The sequence below is a fragment of the Streptomyces sp. NPDC048295 genome, assembly GCF_040652135.1.
GTDB lineage: Bacteria > Actinomycetota > Actinomycetes > Streptomycetales > Streptomycetaceae > Streptomyces.
Map to the genome: position 1 here is coordinate 1 of NZ_JBEZLL010000050.1, position 17,309 is coordinate 17,309.

A 17,309-nucleotide genomic window follows, 5' to 3' on the forward strand; every position below is an offset into this window, starting at 1 on the left:
CGCGGTGTCCAGGGCGCGGGTGTGGGCGCCCATGTCCTCGTGCACCTTGAAGCCGCAGGCCCCGCCCTCGGCCAGCGCCTCGACCAGCGGTGCCTCGTGGGAGGCGGACCCCCGGGCCAGGAAGCCGATGTTGACGGGCCAGGCGTCGAAGGCGTTGAACCCGTGCTTCAGCGCCCACGGGGAGTTCACGCCGACGCCCCAGCTCGGCCCGATCTCCTGGCCGATGACCGTGGTGACGCCGGAGGCGAGCGAGGCCTCCATGATCCGCGGCGAGAGCAGGTGGACATGGGTGTCGATCGCACCGGCCGTGGCGATCATGCCCTCGCCCGGGATCATCGTGGTGCCCGTGCCCACCACCACGTCGACCCCGTCGAGGGTGTCGGGATTGCCGGCCCGCCCGATCGCGTGGATCCGGCCCTCGCGAATACCGATGGACACCTTGCGGATGCCCTGGACGGCATCGATGACCAGGACGTTGGTGATGACGACGTCGCAGGTGTCGCGGACGGCGGCGGCCTTGAGGTGCATTCCGTCGCGGGCGGTCTTGCCGAAACCGGCCAGGAACTCGTCTCCGAGAGCCTGCGAGTCCGATTCCACCCGTACGACGAGCCCGGAGTCACCGAGCCGTACCCGGTCCCCCGCGCGGGGGCCGTGCACGGTGGCGTACTCGTGCGGGTCGATGTGCCGGCTGCCGCCCGGAGCGCAGTGGTCACTGTGTCTGCTGGGCCTGCTCATCGCCCGGTCCCTTCCACTCCCAGGTAGCCGCAGGCGGCAGCGCGCCGCAGGGCCTCGGCCTTGGCGCCGGGCGCGTCCAGCGGCCCGTCGACCAGACCGGCGAAACCGATCGCGATCCGGTCTCCGCCCATCGGCACCAGCCCGACCTCGACGACGGCCCCGGGGTCGAACCGTGCGGACGACCCGGCCGGGGCCGCCAGCCGCATGCCGTAGGCGGCGGCCCGGTCGAAGTCCAGACGGGGGTTGGCCTCGAAGAAGTGGAAGTGCGAGGTCACGCTCACCGGGACCGGGGCCGTGTTGCGGACCGCGAGGGTGATCAGCGGTGCCGGCTCCGGCAGGGCGTCCCCGTGGGGCAGGACGGCGCCGGGGGCGCCGCCGCCATGCTCCACGTCGCCGAACGGGGCGCTGATGACGGCCAGGCGGGTGCCGTCGTCGAACACCGCCTCGACCTGGATCTCCGTCACGACATCGGTGACGCCGGGGAGCACGTCGTCCGGGCCGAGCGCACTGCGGCCGCACTCGATGGCCTCGGCCAGACGGAGGCCGTCGCGCGCGGCCTCGCACACCGTATCGGCGATCAGGGCGGTCGCCTCGGGCACATTGAGACGCAGCCCGCGCCCCAGTCGCGTCCGCGCGAGCCCGGCGGCCGTGAAGAGCAGCAGCCGGTCCCGCTCAGTGGGGGTCAGAGGCATGCCGCCCCCTGACGCACGGGCCTGATCACGCGCATCGCGTCCCTGCCTTTCTCCGGAATGTCAGAGGTGAGGTGTGCGGCACACTTTGACACTGACTGAAATATCAGTCAATACCTTGCCGCCGCTCCGCCCGCGCCCGGTCACGGCGAGGGCGAGCACCGGTCCGGTGAGCGCAACTTCACCTCCGGAAGTGCCGCGAGCGGTCCGGGAGGCCGGCCGGCGGCGACCGGGCCCCGGCGGGCCGGATTCGTCGTGGACCCTGTCACGGGATGCCACCGAGCGGGCTCTCGCGGGGTGCTGCGGCCGCCCGCCCCGTCGGCACCGTCAGCGGCCTCGACGAACGACTCGGCCCGGACGGACCGCACCGCTAGGTCCGCGAACCCGGGGCTGAGCCCCCTCGGCCCCGGCGCCCGCTCTCCGGCGGGTGGCGGGGCCGCGCCCGTACCGGGAGGGGGGACGGGGCGCAGGCCGGGAGCTCGCGGCGCCGGAGCGAGCGGTCAGGGCCTTTCGTTCGGATCAGGCCGGATCAGGGAGCAGGGTCTGGTGCATGCGATCGCAAGGCGGGGAGGGAGCCGGTCGGGGCCTCCCCCGCTCGATCGGAGCCGAGAGCCCGGGGAAGAAGCGCCGGCGACCGACGACAGCGCGGCGAGTGCGTGCCGAACCGCGCGGGCCCGGCGTGGTCCGGGCGAGAGACCCTAGCGGCCCAGCCGTTCGACCTCGGCATCGATGGCCTCGCCCAACAGGGTCCGGGCGTGGGCGATCTGGAGCGTGCCGCTGAGCCAGCGCATGCTCAGACCCTCCAGGAGGGCGGTGAGCCGCTCGGCGGCCCCCGCGAGGGCGACCGCCGGGGCCATCGGCCGGACCTGGCCCAGCAGGGCCGCCACTTCCTGGACCCAGGTCAGGGTCGCTCTCGCCAGGTCCTCCCGCAGCTCGGGCTCGAAGACGGCACTGGCCCGCAACTCGCCCCAGGCGCTGCTGTTCTCCCTGACCTCGGTCGTGTCCTGGAGTTCCAGCAGCAGCGTCTGCTCCAGTTCCTCTCGCGGGCCGAGCGGCTCGGCGTCCGGATCGAGGCGGGTCGTGTAGCGCTCGGCACGGTCGCTGATGAACTCCAGCGTCTTGCGCAGGATCCCGGTGCGGTCCTTGAAGTGGTAATAGATCAGCGCGGTGGACACTCCCGCCTCGGCGGCCAGCTCCTCCACGCGCAGGCCACGGACCCCGCGCCGGGCGATCACCCGTGCGGCGGCTTCGAGGATCTGAGTGCTGCGAGGCGCCATGGCCCGAACCCTATCCGGCCGCTCCCGTCCGTGGAATCACGACCCTGAGCGAGGGGTGCGGACGGCCCTTCGGCCGTCGATGACACATCCGCGGCAGGGAGCCGACGCACGCCGACCGGCCCGGAATACTTATGCGCAATATTCTAACTGAAGATTCAGTCAATGTGTGACACTGTCGACTCCGGATCAATGCAGGAGGGGAATCACGTGGCGACGGACCGCCGGAGAGACATCCTGGAAGGTGCCGCCCGGGTCATAGCCCGGCGAGGGGTCCGCGGGCTGCGCATGGAGGAGCTGGCGGCCGAGGCCGGGGTCTCCACCGCGCTGATCTACTACCACTTCAAGGACCGCGCCGGCGCCCTGCGCCACACCCTGGAGTTCATCAGCGACCGGGCCGAGCGCTATACGTCCGACGAGGACGGCACAGCCGGACCGCACGACGCCCGGCAGGAACTGGTGCGGTCCCTCCTGCTGGAGTTCCAGGACGTTCCCGAAGTCCGCGAGAACAGCACGGCGTGGGGCGAACTGCGCGCCAGCGCGATCTTCGAGCCCGAGCTGCGCGGAGATCTCGCCAGAGCCACGCTGGCCTGGATCCACGATGTCGCGACCCTCCTGGGCCACATCCTGCCGACAGTTCCCGCACCGGCTCTCACGGCGTCCGCGGAGCGGCTCACCGGCCTCCTGGAAGGACTCAGCACGCGGTGGCTGAGCGGCGCCCTGCCGCTGGCTCATGCCCGCGAGCTGATGAGGGAGGCGGTCCACGTCGAGATCCAGCGGCTGAGTCGCTGACAAGGGGCGCACGGTACGCGGGCCCACGCCGTACGCCACACGGCCGCGATGAATGGCGGGCGCCGGGCCGGACCAGCCCGGCGTCACCAGCCGCCTTCACCGCGGAAGCCCCCTCTCCCCGGGGCCGGCGGCCTCAGCCCCGCCCGCGCGCCCGCCGCGAGACCGCCGCGCGCAGCACCCGCTGGCCCTCCGCCGAAGCGTCCAGCACCCGCCGCGGAGGCGTCCGCCGTCTCCGCCAGCAGCTCCAGGATCCGGATCTGGCGGCGCAGCTCCCCGGCCGGCAGCGGAGCGGCCCCGTCCGGACCGGCCTCGCGGCAGCGGCGCACCGTCTCCGGGCCGGTGTCCGACGCCGCTTCCGTGCCGAGGTGGACCTCCAGGGCCAGCAGCGAGCAGACGTCGGCCCACTCCCGCAGCCCCGGCGCCGCCCGGCCGGCCGGTGCCTCACCCAGCAGCTTCCGGATCCGCGGGGCCGCACCCTCCGCGTCGGCCACGGCGTCCAGCCCGGCGCGGACCTCCACCGGTCGCGAGTAGCAGCGGTACAGCGGTTAGCGCTAAGGAATGATCTTCGCTGCCGGGGGCGGCCCGGCCAGAACGGGCGCACGCTGGAGGTGTGGCTGAGGACCGGAACGCCGAGCTTGCCGCTCTCGCCCGCCAGGCCGTGGCAGCCGCGGGCGGCCTGCGGCTGCTGGTCGAGCGGATGGGCGATCTCGGCTGGCGGATGCAGGACTACCGCGACGAGGACCTGCTGAACGTCGCCTCCGCCCTGCGCGGCACCGCGATCCTGATCGCCCTCGACACCGAGGACATGGACCTGCACGAGGAAGTCACCGGGCGCCGGGTGCACGAGGTGCACGATGTCGCCGAGTGGCTCCGAGAGCACGGCGAAGGCGACGGCCGGCCGTTACCCTGCCGACCCGGGCCGGTTGTCCCGGCCGCCGGGGATGACTCGCAGGACGGGGCCGGCGGGGGCGAACTCGCCGAGGTCGAGAGCGGCGTCGCGTCCGCCCGCGCGGGACGCCGGGCCCCGCCCCCACCCCGGGCGGCAGCGGCGCGAGGTCCTGGGACACCCTTCCGTCCCAGCTGTGATTCACGTCACTGCCGGCGGCTCGGTGCAGCACCCGGCCCCGTTCCGCCGTCATGGGGGCAGTGATCGGGACGGGACGAGGAGAGGAGGTCGGCGGGTGAGGTTTCGCAGGAGCGGTCCGGGCAACGGATTCACGGAGTTCGTCGCACAGCGGTCGGGAGCGTTGTTCCGCACCGCGTATGCGCTGACCGGTGACGTGCACGTGGCCGAGGATCTGGTGCAGGAGGCGCTGGAGCGGGCGTGCCGACGCTGGCGGAAGGTCGAGGTGGCGGACTCGCCGGAGGCGTACGTGCGCAAAGTGCTGGTCAACCTGGCCAACGACCGCTGGCGGCGGCTGTCGCGCCTGGGCGAGCGCCCCGGGCTGTCGGGGGTGCCCGAGACGGCCGACCCCCGGGACCGGTTCGGGCAGGTGGATCTGCGCGCGGAACTGATCGAGGCACTGCTCGGGCTGCCGATGGGCATGCGCAGCGTGGTGGTCCTGTACTACCTGCACGATCTGGACGCCCGGCAGGTCGCCGGCATCCTGGACATCTCTTCGAGTGCGGTGAGGTCCCAGCTCGCCCGCGGCCTGGCCAAGCTGCGCGATTCCGTATCGGGCGCCCAGGCGCCGCACACCCCGTCGGCCGCTTTCGGAGGTACGAAGTGAGGAACACGTCGTCCGGACCCGCCCCGTTCGAGCCGGGCCTCGAAGCCGAGCTGCGTGCCGCGGTGGCCTCCTTCGCCGACGGGCCGACGGCGCCGGTCGTCGACGCGGCCGCGATCGAGCGAGTCGTCAGCCGCAGCCGCACGCGCCGGGCGCTCCTCGGCACCGCTGCGGCGTGCTGCGTGCTGGCGTGCGCCACGGTGGGGTTCTTCGCGCTGAAGCCCGTGCCGCCCGCGCCCGGCGCCTCCCCGTCCCTGTCCCCACCGGCGAACGGGGCGTGCACCCCGCTCGCCACCGGCACCCCCAAGAGCGGAAGCGCCGATGCGACTCCGACACAGGAGCAGGAGCAGACCGCGGCAGCGGGCATCGCGCTGCCGGACCTGGCCGGCATGCCGGTCGAACAGGCCGGAAGCCTGCTGCGCGGACTCGGACTGAGCTGCACGATCATGCGGCACACGGACTGGAACGCTCCCGCCGGGCAGGTGATCAGCAGTGACCCCCGGGGCGGCGCAGAACCGGTGGCACCGGGCTCGTCCGTCCTCCTGCTGGTCTCGACGGGCAAACCCGGCAGAACCTGAGCGACCGGGCCCTTCGGCCCGCGCACCGGCTCAACGACGCCCCAGCCCGCCCGTTCCTCGCGGTTGGGCCGCCGGAGCTACTCGTCGTCCTGGTCGTCGTCGTCCACCGCGTCCGGGTCGCGCAGCGGACGCAGAGCGCCTTCGGGCTGGGAGGGGGTGAAGGCGTACCGGCCCAGGACGTTCAGGTGGCCGGCCTTGAGCGGGGACAGGCGGGCGACGTCCTCGTCCAGGACGTCGTGCTCGCGCTGGTCGGCGGGCAGCGCCCGCAGCTGCTCGACGGCGGCGTCGAGGTAGCGGGTGTTCCACAGCACCACGGCATTGAGGACCAGTCCGAGGCTGGCCAACTGGTCCTCCTGGCCGTCCTTGTAGGCCTGCTGGATGTGGCCGCGCTTGCCGTGGCAGATCGCGCGGGCCAGGGTGTGGCGGGACTCCTGCACGGTGAGCTGGCGGTTCATCCGGCGCCGGTAGGTGTCGTCCACCGGGTCGACCAGGTCGAAGAGGTGGAAGGTCTTCTCGATCCGGCCGTACTCGGCGAACGCCTGCCCCAGCGGGGTGGGGTGGCCTTCGCGGCCGAACATCCGCAGCAGGTCGTAGGCGCGGACCTGGTTGGTGATCAGCGACCCGGCCACCCGCAGCATGTCGGGCCACTGCTCGCGGATCTTCTTGAGGTTCACCTTGTTGCGGGCGATGGCCTCCAGCGGCCCGTAGCCGCTGGCCGGTTGCTCGCCGGGGATGTCGGCGCGCCAGAACCGCTGGTCGGCCAGGTCGCGGAAGCGCGGCGCGAAGCGGAAGCCGAGCATCTTGAAGATCCCGAAGACCATGTCGGAGCACGAGGCGTTGTCGGTCGCCACCATCTCCGGGCGCACCCCGCCGTCCAGGTTCAGCAGGGTGTCCAGGATGAACAGGGAGTCGCGCGGGGTGCCGGGCACCAGCATCGCGCCGATCCCCGACACCTGGTCATTCAGTGCGTTGAGCCAGGTCAGACCCCTCTTCTGCCCGAAGTACTTGGGCGAGGGCGCCGAGTTGATGCTGCGCTTGGGCACGACGAACCGCAGGCCGTCCACCGAGGCGAGCATTCCGCCGCCCCAGCTCTGCGCGAGCGGCACCCGCGCCTGGGCCGAGATGAGCAGGGCGTTGCTGGCTGCGATCGTGTCGGCCCGCAGGTAGTTCTGGTCCACGTGGGAGAGCCGGCTGCGGGTCAGCTCCGGGTAGGCCGGGTTCGTCACCGGGGTCAGCCCGATGTTGCAGCTCTCGCTCACGAGCAGCGCCACCAGGCTGACCGGCAGGCCCTCCATCCGGGTCGCGCTGGTGGAGACGTGGGTGAAGGCGTCCAGGAACCCGGTCCAGGAGTGCACCTCGAACAGCAGGTCCGGCAGGTCGATGCGCGGCAGCATCGCCAGCGTGGTCTTGCGCAGCCAGTTCAGCGACCGGCTCTCGCCGAGCGCGCCGAGCTTGTCCACGCTCAGCCGGGCCCGCCCGCCCTCCGGCGGCACCACGATCTCCACCTTCGCCGCCGGGCCCGCCTCCTCCAGCCGGGCCGCCATCTGCCGCCACGCCGTGTCCAGCCCGCAGGTCAGCCCGTCCAGGTGCTCGTCCACCGGCTCGGTCAGGCTCAGGCCGGCCAGCACGTCCTCGCGCACCGCCTCCCACCGGGCGCCGTCCAGCAGCCGCGCCCGAGGGTCGGACCAGCGGTTCGACGGCGCGGCGAAGACGTCGCGCCGGGTCAGCGCGCGGTGCAGCTGCTCCAGCACGCACACCACGTAGGCGTCACGGTCGACCGCGCCCTCGGGCAGCGCGGTGTTGGAATACACTGCCTTGCGCCAGGCCGGCGGCACCAGCTCGGCGTCGATCTCCTTGGGCAGCAGCGGGCGCTGGGCCACCTTGCGCCGGGCCAGCACCGGCAGCCGCCGCACCGCCTTCAGCACGCGGCGCCCGCCCTGCGCGGCCCCGAGCGCGTCGCTGTCGCCCAGCAGCGCGAGGAACGGGCGCACCGTGTTGTACCGGCCGGTCAGCTGCTGGCGCAGCGCGATCTCCGCCGAGCCGTCGTCCTCGGGCACCAGCTGCTCGACCACCCGCACCGCGCTGTTCACCGCGGCCCGCGAGACGACCTCCTCCAGTGCCCGCCACAGCGCCGCCACATCCAGATCCGCCTCGACCTCGTCGGTCAGCTCCAGCTCGCGGATCAGCACCCGGGCCGCCTTCGCCACCGTGCGCGACGCCTTCTCCAGGTGCGGCAACATCACCAGCCGCTCCCGGTCGGAGACCCGCCGGGCCGGGTTGATCAGCCGGGTGGCCATCAGCAGCACGAACAGGTCCAGCGCGTCGTCGATCGCCGCCGCCTCCAGGCTGCGGACCACCGCGGTCAGCAGCGCGGTGCGCTTCGGCTCCGCCGACCGCTCCAGCGTCTGGGCCTTCGAGGCGAGCCCGTACCGGGCCAGGGTGGTCAGCCGGTTCACCGGCACCCGGGTCAGGTTCACCCGGCCCAGCTGGAACGCCGAGATCTCGTTCACCCGGTCCAGCGCCCGCGCCATCGCGGTGCCGGTCGTGCGGGTCGGCGGCCGGCGCAGCCGCTCCAGAGCTCGGAGACCCGGGCGCCGTCAGGCACCTCCAGCAGCCGCACCAGCTCCCCCGGCAGCGCGGCGTCCGCGCGGTGCGCGGCCCGGGCCACCGTGGCGTGCAGCCGCTTCTCCGCCACCGCCCGCACCTCCGACACCTGCCGGGCCAGCACCGAGACGCCCGGCAGCAGCACCCGGTGCCGGCGCAGCCACGCCACCGCGTGGTCGAACAGCGCCACCGGCCCCTCGGCGTGCGTCCAGGCCCGGCCATGCAGGAAGGTGCGGAACCGCCGGCCCCACCCCGCGTCCTCGAAGTCCCGGTAGCCGTAGGCGTCCCGGATCTCCCAGGCGTGCTCGTACGGCGTCATCTGCCGCTCGGTGTACCGCTTCACGCACGAGGCGTCCTCGACGCCCAGCTGCTCGGCCAGGTAGTCCACCACCGCCCACGGCACGTCCAGCGGGTCCGCCAGGAACAGCCCCACGTACCGGACGGTGCAGATCTGCAGGGCGAAGCCGAGGCGGTTGTGGTCCCCGCGCCGTTTCGCGATCAGCAGGCGGTCCTCGTCATCGAGGAAGAAGAATCGCTCCAGCTCAGGGCGGGTCGGCACCTCTTTGAAGGAGCCGTAGGACGCGGCCTGATCATCAGTTAAGAACTCAACCGGCACGGGCCGGAGGGTAGCCGGGCCGCCGCTGGCTCAGTTAGCCGTCACTCGAACCCCTGCGCGGAAGATCCCTTCCGTGATATCGGGCCCCCGAGCGTGATCCCCCTCAGCGCCAATCACGGCCGCTGACCTGCCCCGGAGGCTTAGCGCTAACCGCTGTACCGCTGCTACTCACGACCGTCCACGAGGCGGCCGGGCCAGAGTGCCGGGTCCGCGCACGCCGCCCAGAGCGGACGGAGCGGATCCGGGTCCGCTCCGTCCGGGGGCTGCGGCAGACAGCGGTCGAGGCAGGCGACCGCACTCGCGGCGAGCCCGCGCTCGTCGGCGGCGGCGATCAGTTCCAGCAGGCTCATCGGCGTCTCCCGTCGGCACGTCCCCGTGTGCGCACAGGGGGACGAGGCGCTTCCTGTTACCGCGTACAGCGCCGGATGGCTCAAAACCGTCACTACCGAGGGCCGAATTGCATCGTTCAGTGGGCGCGGCCCCAGGGTGCGCGCTCCGGCAGACCGGGTGTGCTCGGCGGATACACGCCGAGGGCCGCCCGCTCCCCCTGCATCCGGGTCAGTCTGCGCACGAAGAGGATGGCGAACACCGCGGCCACGATGTCGACGGCGTCGGTCGCCACCAGCAGGACCGTCGTGTCCAGGATTTCCTGCGGCTGCGCGGCCGCCCAGTACCGCCGGGCCGTGAACTGGGAAAGGACCTGCGAGCAGACCCAGGCGCCCCACCACAGGTTCATCACGGTGGCCGGGACCGTGCGCCGGCTGCCGTCGGTGCTGGTCTGGGCGCTCGCGGTCCAGATGCCGCCCGCGATCCGGCGCGGCAGCACCCAGCCGGCGATCGGGATGAACCAGGCGCCGACGGCCCAGCCGGGCCGCATCGACTGCATGCTCGGGTCGAACACCTCGGCGTTGAGCCGTACCCGCCGGAACCAGATGATGAAGACGACCGCGATCGCCAGGCCCACAAAGCTCTGGAGCCAGCTCGTGGCCCCGTACAGATTGTCCGCGAGGTTCGCCGCCTCCTCGTCGTACGCCGCGAAGTCGTTCGCCACCCCGGCCGCGAGCACACGGTGGGTGTTCAGCCCCGCGGCCACGGCGAGCAGATCCGCCCCGATCATGACCGCCAGCAGCACGACGACGGCCTTCGCGAGCCCTTCGGGCGAACGCAGGTACTGCTGCGGCGCGAAGAAGGCCGGGGCGGGCGGCATCGGGGCAGGCACCGGACCGGCCGGACCGGCGCAGAGCAGGCAGTGTCCGTCGTCGGTGACCGGCGGTCTGAGACGGCAGGTGGAACAGAGCATGAAGCGGAACCCCCCAAGGTTCTGAGCGCGAACGCGAGAACGCGCGCTCCTCCCCGGTAGCGCGCGGCACGCGGAACCTAGCTCCCGTCCATCCCGCTGTCCATGCCGATTCCGCTCAGCCCGTCCCGTCGATCCGCGCGGCCAGGGCCCGGAACCGGTCCCAGCTCAGCGCCGGCTTCCCCGGGACCCACAGCTTCTGGGCGGTCGCCCGCAGCGGCATCCGGATGCCCTGCGCCACCTGCGCCGCGGTCTGCGCCTGCGGGAGATCGCCCCAGACCGCGAACCGGCCGCCGAGGATCTGGCCGGAGTAGCGGGCCGGGACCGGCTGGGTGCCGCGCAGGACGAGCGGGGTCCACTGCTCGTAGATCCGCTCGCCCGTCGGGTAGACGAAGTTGTTGGGCTGGCCGAGCACGTAATAGAGGAACTCGTCGTTGAGGTTCACCACGCGCCGCCCCTCGCTCAGATACTCCTCCGGCGGCCGGGCTCCGTACTCCTTGCCCGTCCAGTACTCGACCTCGATGTCCTTGTCGGCGTGGACGATCCCGTCGCGGAAGAAGCCGTCGTTCCAGGCCTTGGGCCGTTTGCCGTGCGGGCGCACCACCGCCGCGCGGTCGTTGAGCCAGCCGGTCGTCAGGTCCTTGATGCCTGCCTGCGCCCCGTACTTCTGCTGGGCTGCGCGCTGGAGCTGCGGGTAGGAGGCGGCCGGGTCCCGTGCCATCAGCGCGAGGTACTCGTCGCCGCCGAGATGCCAGTACGGGCCGCCGAAGAGCCCGGTGAACTCGCCGAGGAGTTCGTCGATGAGCTTCGCCGAGCCCGGGTTGGAGATGTCGAGCGACCCGGGCGAGCGGGTGCCCGACACATTGCGCAGCTGGAGGTCGGGGTGGGCCCGCAGCACCGCGCCGAGATGGCCCGGCGAGTCGATCTCCGGGACGACCTCGATGTGCAGCCGGGACGCGAGGCCGAGGATCCGGCGGACCTCCGCCTTGCTGAGGTGCTCCGGCGACACCACCTCGGGGTGGGTGTCGGACTCGATGCGGAAGGCCTGGTCGTCGGAGAAGTGCAGGCCGAGCTGATTGAGCTTGAGGTCGGCCATCTCGCGCAGCCGGTCCTCGATCCAGTCGACGGAGTAGTACTTGCGCGCGATGTCGAGGTTGAGGCCGCGCTGCGGCCGGTCGGGGCGGTCGCGCACCTCGCCCTCCGGCATCGCCCCGTCGGCGCGCACCGACTGCTTGAGGGTGCGGGTCCCGTAGAAGACCCCGGCCTGGTCGGGTCCGCTGATCCTGACCCGTCCGTCGTGGACGTCGAGGGTGTACGACTCGGGGGCGCCCGCGCCGGGGGCGAGGGCCAGCTCCACGTCGCCCGCACGGGCGGGGACCTCGCCCCGGTACTGGATCTTCAGCTCCTTGGCCAGCAGCTGCCCCTCGTCCGCGAGCGTCCCGCTGCCGCCGGCGACGACCACCCCGCCGTCCGGGCCCGGGCGCCATCCGGGGCCGCGGGCCGCGATGTGCTCCCGTACGGCGGGGATGGTGCGCGGGGCGGTGGAGAGCGGGTAGCTCCGGGTGGGTGAAGGGGAGGGCGCAGGGGTGCGGGCGTTCGACCCCTCGCCGGCGAGTCCGCTGTCGGAGCCTTCCGGCCAGACGACGACGGCGATCGTCGCGGCGGCCGCCGCGGTGAGGACCGCACCGGCCGCGAGAGCGCCACGTGAGGGCGACATCGTTCAGAAACCTCCGTCTTTTACGAAAAACAAGGCTAAAGCAGGCGGACCCGATCAAAATCGAGTCGACAGCCGGATGTTCTCCTTGGATTACGGTTCAGCGGGCGTTCCGAAACTCTCCCGTCCGGGTGAAGTTCGCGCATTTGTCGGACGTCCGTTGCCCCCTCTCGCTAGCTTTGAGGCACATTCGTCTCTCCCTGCACCCTGCATCTGCCTGGTCCCATCCGTCCCTGCCCGCTCCAGGGCAACAGATGCCGTTGATCCGAGGAGCCCACGCTGTCCAGGTCCAGCGAGTCCCCCACAGGCCTCCCGGAGCAACTGCGGCAACCGGCCACCCGGACGGCCGTGCCCGTCCAGAGTTCCGGATCCGCTTACGCCCAGGGCCTCGGCCTCTTCAACACCGTGCCGTCCGCCGAGGCGGAGGCGGCCCTGCTGGAGTGCTGCGGCAGCCACCGCTGGGCACAGCGGCTGACCGCCCACCGCCCCTATCCCGATCTGGACGCACTGCTGGCCGCGGCCGACGAGGCGGGCTACGACCTGGCCCCGGCGGATCTCGCCGAGGCGCTCGCCGTAGAGGTCCCGCCCGGGCTGCACCACGCCGCGCCGCACTCCGCCCATCTCGCGCTGCGGGCGGCGCACGCCGCTTACGAGTCCCGCTTCGGCCATGTCTTCGTGATGTGCGTGGACGCGCTGGAGCCGGCCGAACAGCCGGACCAGGTGCTCGCCGGGATCCGGGCCAGACTGGGCCACGAACCCGACCAGGAGCGGGTGGTCTCCGCGGACGAGATGCGCCGACTCGCCCGGGGCCGCATCATCGAGCTGGTATCGGGTTCATAACGGAACGGACTCGGCGGTGGGGCCAGGGCTTGTCCGGAAGGTCATGACCCGGGCCCCAACAGGCCTTTCTAGCCCGTCCGTGGCTGTTTGATTGCCACTTTGATCACACCGCGGGCCCCCGCGCGAACGAACCGACAAACCGTCGCTACGATGGCCGGGGCCGGTGGACCGTACCCGGCCGGGTCAGACCGACAGTCAAGCCGGCCGGCCCCAATCCCCGCTCCCGGAGGGTTCTTCCGTGCCGGCTGGAACGCTGTACCGCGGCCGGGAAGGCATGTGGTCCTGGGTGGCTCATCGAGTCACCGGTGTCCTCATTTTCTTCTTCCTGTTCGTACACGTCCTGGACACCGCTCTCGTCCGCGTCTCCCCGGAGGCCTACGACGACGTCGTGGCCACGTACAAGACGCCGATCGTCGCGCTCCTCGAATACGGCCTGGTGGCCGCCATTCTCTTCCACGCGCTGAACGGTCTCCGGATCGTCGCCGTGGACTTCTGGGCCAAGGGCCCGCGCTACCAGAAGCAGATGCTCTGGTCGGTCGTGGGTATCTGGGTCGTGCTGATGGTCGGGGCGCTGTACCCGGTCCTCGGCCACGCCGTACGCGAAGTATTCGGGAGCTGAGGCCAATGTCCACCGAGTCCTCCGCCGCGATCGGCGCCGTCGAGGGGGTCGGCCTGTACGACGTCGACAACCCGGCCCCGGTCATCGAGCCGCCGCGCAAGCGGACCGGCAAGACCCCCAAGGGTTCGCGCACCAATTTCGAGATGTACGCCTGGCTCTTCATGCGCCTGTCGGGCATCGTCCTGGTCGTCCTGGTCCTGGGCCACCTGCTGATCCAGCTGGTGCTGGACGGCGGCGTCTCCAAGATCGGCTTCGCCTTCGTGGCGGGCCGCTGGGCCTCGCCGTTCTGGCAGCTCTGGGACCTCGGGATGCTGTGGCTGGCCATGCTGCACGGCGCCAATGGTCTCCGTACGGTCATCAACGACTACGCCGAACGGGAGAACACCCGTTTCTGGCTGAAGATGCTCCTGTACACCGCCACGGTGTTCACCGTCCTGCTGGGCACGCTGGTGATCTTCACCTTCGACCCGAACATCCGCTAGGCGCCGGGCCAGAGGGACCAGAGGAAATCATGCAGATCCACAAGTACGACACCGTCATCGTCGGCGCCGGCGGCGCCGGCATGCGCGCGGCCATCGAGTCCACCAAGCGCAGCCGTACCGCCGTGCTCACGAAGCTGTACCCGACCCGCTCCCACACGGGCGCCGCGCAGGGCGGCATGGCCGCCGCGCTCGCCAACGTGGAGGAGGACAACTGGGAGTGGCACACCTTCGACACCGTCAAGGGCGGCGACTACCTGGTCGACCAGGACGCCGCCGAGATCCTGGCGAAGGAGGCCATCGACGCCGTCCTCGACCTGGAGAAGATGGGCCTCCCGTTCAACCGCACGCCCGAGGGCCGCATCGACCAGCGCCGCTTCGGCGGTCACACCCGCAGCCACGGCGAGGCCCCGGTCCGCCGGTCCTGCTACGCCGCGGACCGCACCGGCCACATGATCCTCCAGACGCTGTACCAGAACTGCGTCAAGGAGGGTGTGGAGTTCTTCAACGAGTTCTACGTCCTGGACCAGCTGCTCCAGGAGGTCGACGGGGTCAAGAAGTCCGCCGGCGTGGTCGCGTACGAGCTGGCCACCGGCGAGATCCACGTCTTCCAGGCGAAGTCGGTCATCTACGCGTCCGGCGGCACCGGCAAGTTCTTCAAGGTGACGTCCAACGCGCACACCCTGACCGGTGACGGCCAGGCCGCCTGCTACCGCCGGGGCCTGCCGCTGGAGGACATGGAGTTCTTCCAGTTCCACCCGACGGGCATCTGGCGCATGGGCATCCTGCTGACGGAGGGCGCCCGCGGTGAGGGCGGCATCCTCCGCAACAAGGACGGCGAGCGCTTCATGGAGAAGTACGCGCCGGTCATGAAGGACCTCGCGTCCCGTGACGTCGTGTCCCGCTCCATCTACACGGAGATCCGTGAGGGCCGCGGCTGCGGTCCCGAGGGCGACCACGTCTACCTCGACCTCACGCACCTGCCGCCGGAGCAGCTGGACGCCAAGCTCCCGGACATCACCGAGTTCGCGCGCACGTACCTCGGCATCGAGCCCTACACGGACCCGATCCCGATCCAGCCGACCGCGCACTACGCCATGGGCGGCATCCCGACCAACGTCGAGGGCGAGGTGCTGGCCGACAACACCACCGTCGTCCCGGGCCTGTACGCCGCCGGCGAGGTCGCCTGTGTCTCGGTGCACGGCGCCAACCGCCTCGGCACCAACTCGCTGCTCGACATCAACGTCTTCGGACGCCGCTCGGGCATCGGCGCCGCCGAGTACGCCGTGAAGAACGACTTCGTCGAGCTTCCCGAGAACCCGGCGCAGATGGTCGAGGAGCAGATCGAGCGGCTGCGCAACTCGACGGGCACCGAGCGGGTCTCGGTGATCCGCACGGAGCTCCAGGAGTGCATGGACGCCAATGTGATGGTGTTCCGCACCGAGCAGACCATCAAGACGGCCGTCGACAAGATCGCGGAGCTGCGCAGGCGCTACCTCGACGTGTCCATCCAGGACAAGGGCAAGCGGTTCAACACGGACCTCCTGGAGGCCGTCGAGCTGGGCAACCTGCTCGACCTGGCCGAGGTCATGGCGACCTCCGCGCTGGCCCGCAAGGAGTCCCGCGGCGGTCACTACCGCGAGGACTACCCGAACCGCGACGACGTCAACTTCATGCGCCACACCATGGCGTACCGCGAGGTCTCGGCCGACGGCACCGAGTCGATCCGGCTCGACTACAAGCCGGTCGTCCAGACCCGCTACCAGCCGATGGAGCGTAAGTACTGATGGCAACCCCGATTCTGGACAAGGTCGAGGCGGAGTCCGCCGCTTCCCCGTACATCACGGTCACCCTCCGGATCCGCCGCTTCAACCCGGAGGTCTCCGACGAGGTCCAGTGGCAGGACTTCCAGATCTCGATCGACCCGAAGGAGCGTGTGCTCGACGCCCTTCACAAGATCAAGTGGGAGACGGACGGCACCCTGACCTTCCGCCGCTCCTGCGCGCACGGCATCTGCGGCTCCGACGCGATGCGGATCAACGGCAAGAACAGGCTCGCCTGCAAGACGCTGATCAAGGACATCAACCCGGAGAAGCCGATCACGGTCGAGGCCATAAAGGGCCTCACGGTCCTCAAGGACCTCGTGGTCGACATGGACCCGTTCTTCCAGGCGTACCGCGACGTCATGCCCTTCCTCATCACCAAGGGGAACGAGCCGACCCGTGAGCGCCTGCAGTCCGCCGAGGACCGCGAGCGCTTCGACGACACCACCAAGTGCATCCTCTGCGCCGCGTGCACGTCCTCGTGCCCGGTGTTCTGGAACGACGGCCAGTACTTCGGCCCGGCGGCGATCGTCAACGCGCACCGCTTCATCTTCGACTCGCGCGACGAGGGCGGCGAGCAGCGCCTGGAGATCCTCAACGACCGTGACGGGGTGTGGCGTTGCCGCACCACCTTCAACTGCACGGACGCCTGCCCGCGTGGCATCGAGGTCACCAAGGCGATCCAGGAGGTCAAGCGGGCGCTGATCACGCGCCGCTTCTGACCGCCCCTCCGCGGCAGCCGCATCCGGCCCCGTTCTCCGCAGGAACACTGCGGGGAGCGGGGCCTCTTGCTGCGCCGTCCGGGCCTTGACGGTACGGTCGTGCGGAACCGGGCACCGGTTCGCCGCCGGCGCAGCAGGGCCCGGGGCGCACAGGCTTGATCGAGAGCGGGGAACGTTGAGCGATCCGAATCCGTACGCGGACGACTCATACAAGTGGGGGCCGACTCCCCAGCAGCCGGGCAATCCGCCCACCGCCGCGGACGGCCAGGCGCAGCCGGGTCCGGGCGCCCCGGCCTACGGCTACCCGCAGCCGCTGCCCGAGTCAGCTGCCCAGCCCGGGCCCGCCTACGGCTATCCGCAGGGCGGCGCTGCTCAGCCGACCATGCCCGGTCACGGCTTCCCGCAACAGCCGGGCGCCCCGATGGGCGCCGGGATGCCGGTCCTGACCTTCGGTGACATCGCCGTGATGCAGGACCAGATCGTGACTCCGGCCGGTCCGATGCCGCTCAAGGGCTCGGTGTGGACGGCCACGGACCTGACCCGCACCGAGGAGAAGATCCCGACGGTGGGGATCGTGCTCGCGATCGTCTTCGCGCTGTTCTGCCTGGTCGGTCTGCTGTTCCTGCTGATGAAGGAGAAGCGGACGACCGGCTTCGTCCAGGTCTCGGTGACCAGCGGCGGGCGGCACCACTCGACGATGATCCCGGCGGTCGGCCCCGACACCTTCCCCATGGTGATGGCGCAGCTCAACACGGCCCGTGCGATGAGCGTCTGACGATGGCCCACGACGGCCAGGGGCG

16 protein-coding genes and 2 pseudogenes are annotated in these 17,309 nt (G+C 71.3%); 10 read left to right on the forward strand and 8 right to left on the reverse strand.

Translation table 11 applies throughout. From position 1 onward, the window contains the following. The 3 genes and pseudogenes from AB0D53_RS40155 to AB0D53_RS40165 all read right to left on the reverse strand — a co-directional run. Positions 1-735: pseudogene (locus AB0D53_RS40155) on the reverse strand (urease subunit alpha); the annotation flags it as partial. Beyond that, a complete protein-coding gene (gene ureA / locus AB0D53_RS40160) occupies positions 732-1,427 on the reverse strand; it encodes an urease subunit gamma (RefSeq protein WP_362454312.1) in 696 nt (231 codons plus the stop codon). The pseudogene AB0D53_RS40155 and the gene ureA, both read right to left, overlap by 4 nt. Positions 1,428-2,122: 695 nt before the next feature. Then, positions 2,123-2,701 carry a helix-turn-helix domain-containing protein gene (locus AB0D53_RS40165; RefSeq protein WP_362454313.1) on the reverse strand — a complete coding sequence of 193 codons (579 nt, stop codon included), beginning with the start codon at positions 2,699-2,701 and terminating at the stop codon, positions 2,123-2,125. 189 nt (positions 2,702-2,890) lie between these two features. On the opposite strand from AB0D53_RS40165, the gene AB0D53_RS40170 reads away from it, so the two are divergent. After that, positions 2,891-3,490 carry a TetR/AcrR family transcriptional regulator gene (locus tag AB0D53_RS40170; protein ID WP_362454314.1) on the forward strand — a complete coding sequence of 200 codons (600 nt, stop codon included), beginning with the start codon at positions 2,891-2,893 and terminating at the stop codon, positions 3,488-3,490. Between the two features lie 83 nt (positions 3,491-3,573). Here the strand turns inward: AB0D53_RS40170 and AB0D53_RS40175 are convergent, their stop codons facing one another. After that, complete coding sequence (locus AB0D53_RS40175) at positions 3,574-4,008, reverse strand: hypothetical protein (protein ID WP_362454315.1); 435 nt, start codon at positions 4,006-4,008, stop codon at positions 3,574-3,576. Positions 4,009-4,100: 92 nt separating this feature from the next. Between AB0D53_RS40175 and AB0D53_RS40180 the strand changes: the two genes are divergently transcribed. The 3 genes from AB0D53_RS40180 to AB0D53_RS40190 are packed head-to-tail and all read left to right on the forward strand — an operon-like array spanning position 4,101 to position 5,795. Then, complete coding sequence (locus AB0D53_RS40180; protein ID WP_362454316.1) at positions 4,101-4,640, forward strand: hypothetical protein; 540 nt, start codon at positions 4,101-4,103, stop codon at positions 4,638-4,640. A gap of 31 nt (positions 4,641-4,671) precedes the next feature. Next, positions 4,672-5,220: a SigE family RNA polymerase sigma factor gene (locus AB0D53_RS40185; protein WP_362454317.1), complete on the forward strand. Its 549-nt coding sequence runs from the start codon at positions 4,672-4,674 to the stop codon at positions 5,218-5,220. Further along, a complete protein-coding gene (locus tag AB0D53_RS40190; RefSeq protein WP_362454318.1) occupies positions 5,217-5,795 on the forward strand; it encodes a PASTA domain-containing protein in 579 nt (192 codons plus the stop codon). Before AB0D53_RS40185 ends, AB0D53_RS40190 begins: the two co-directional genes overlap by 4 nt. 77 nt (positions 5,796-5,872) lie before the next feature. Here AB0D53_RS40190 and AB0D53_RS40195 read toward each other — a convergent pair. The 4 genes and pseudogenes from AB0D53_RS40195 to AB0D53_RS40210 form a co-directional block, all read right to left on the reverse strand. Then, positions 5,873-9,015 (reverse strand): annotated as a pseudogene (locus AB0D53_RS40195) (Tn3 family transposase). Between the two features lie 164 nt (positions 9,016-9,179). Continuing rightward, complete coding sequence (locus tag AB0D53_RS40200) at positions 9,180-9,365, reverse strand: hypothetical protein (protein ID WP_362454333.1); 186 nt, start codon at positions 9,363-9,365, stop codon at positions 9,180-9,182. A 116-nt stretch (positions 9,366-9,481) separates the two neighbouring features. Continuing rightward, positions 9,482-10,315 carry a DUF4328 domain-containing protein gene (locus AB0D53_RS40205; RefSeq protein WP_362454319.1) on the reverse strand — a complete coding sequence of 278 codons (834 nt, stop codon included), beginning with the start codon at positions 10,313-10,315 and terminating at the stop codon, positions 9,482-9,484. A gap of 115 nt (positions 10,316-10,430) precedes the next feature. After that, positions 10,431-12,029, reverse strand: a complete 1,599-nt coding sequence (locus AB0D53_RS40210; RefSeq protein ID WP_362454320.1) for a glycoside hydrolase family 20 protein — start codon at positions 12,027-12,029, stop codon at positions 10,431-10,433. Between the two features lie 345 nt (positions 12,030-12,374). Here AB0D53_RS40210 and AB0D53_RS40215 point away from each other — a divergent pair, with 345 nt between their 5' ends. The 6 genes from AB0D53_RS40215 to AB0D53_RS40240 all read left to right on the forward strand — a co-directional run bounded on the left by AB0D53_RS40215 (position 12,375) and on the right by AB0D53_RS40240 (position 17,284). Then, a complete protein-coding gene (locus tag AB0D53_RS40215; RefSeq protein WP_362454321.1) occupies positions 12,375-12,866 on the forward strand; it encodes a 2-oxo-4-hydroxy-4-carboxy-5-ureidoimidazoline decarboxylase in 492 nt (163 codons plus the stop codon). Between the two features lie 238 nt (positions 12,867-13,104). Next, positions 13,105-13,485: a succinate dehydrogenase, cytochrome b556 subunit gene (sdhC, locus tag AB0D53_RS40220; RefSeq protein WP_072486591.1), complete on the forward strand. Its 381-nt coding sequence runs from the start codon at positions 13,105-13,107 to the stop codon at positions 13,483-13,485. A 5-nt stretch (positions 13,486-13,490) separates the two neighbouring features. Further along, positions 13,491-13,967, forward strand: a complete 477-nt coding sequence (locus AB0D53_RS40225) for a succinate dehydrogenase hydrophobic membrane anchor subunit (protein WP_329818765.1) — start codon at positions 13,491-13,493, stop codon at positions 13,965-13,967. Between the two features lie 29 nt (positions 13,968-13,996). Further along, the gene (gene sdhA / locus AB0D53_RS40230; protein ID WP_362454322.1) at positions 13,997-15,751 is read left to right on the forward strand and encodes a succinate dehydrogenase flavoprotein subunit; all 1,755 of its coding nucleotides are present in this window, start codon (positions 13,997-13,999) and stop codon (positions 15,749-15,751) included. Continuing rightward, a complete protein-coding gene (locus AB0D53_RS40235; RefSeq protein WP_329818763.1) occupies positions 15,751-16,509 on the forward strand; it encodes a succinate dehydrogenase iron-sulfur subunit in 759 nt (252 codons plus the stop codon). The genes sdhA and AB0D53_RS40235 overlap by 1 nt, the downstream gene beginning before the upstream one ends. Positions 16,510-16,684: 175 nt before the next feature. Next, positions 16,685-17,284, forward strand: a complete 600-nt coding sequence (locus tag AB0D53_RS40240) for a hypothetical protein (RefSeq protein ID WP_329818762.1) — start codon at positions 16,685-16,687, stop codon at positions 17,282-17,284. Positions 17,285-17,309: the final 25 nt, after the last annotated feature.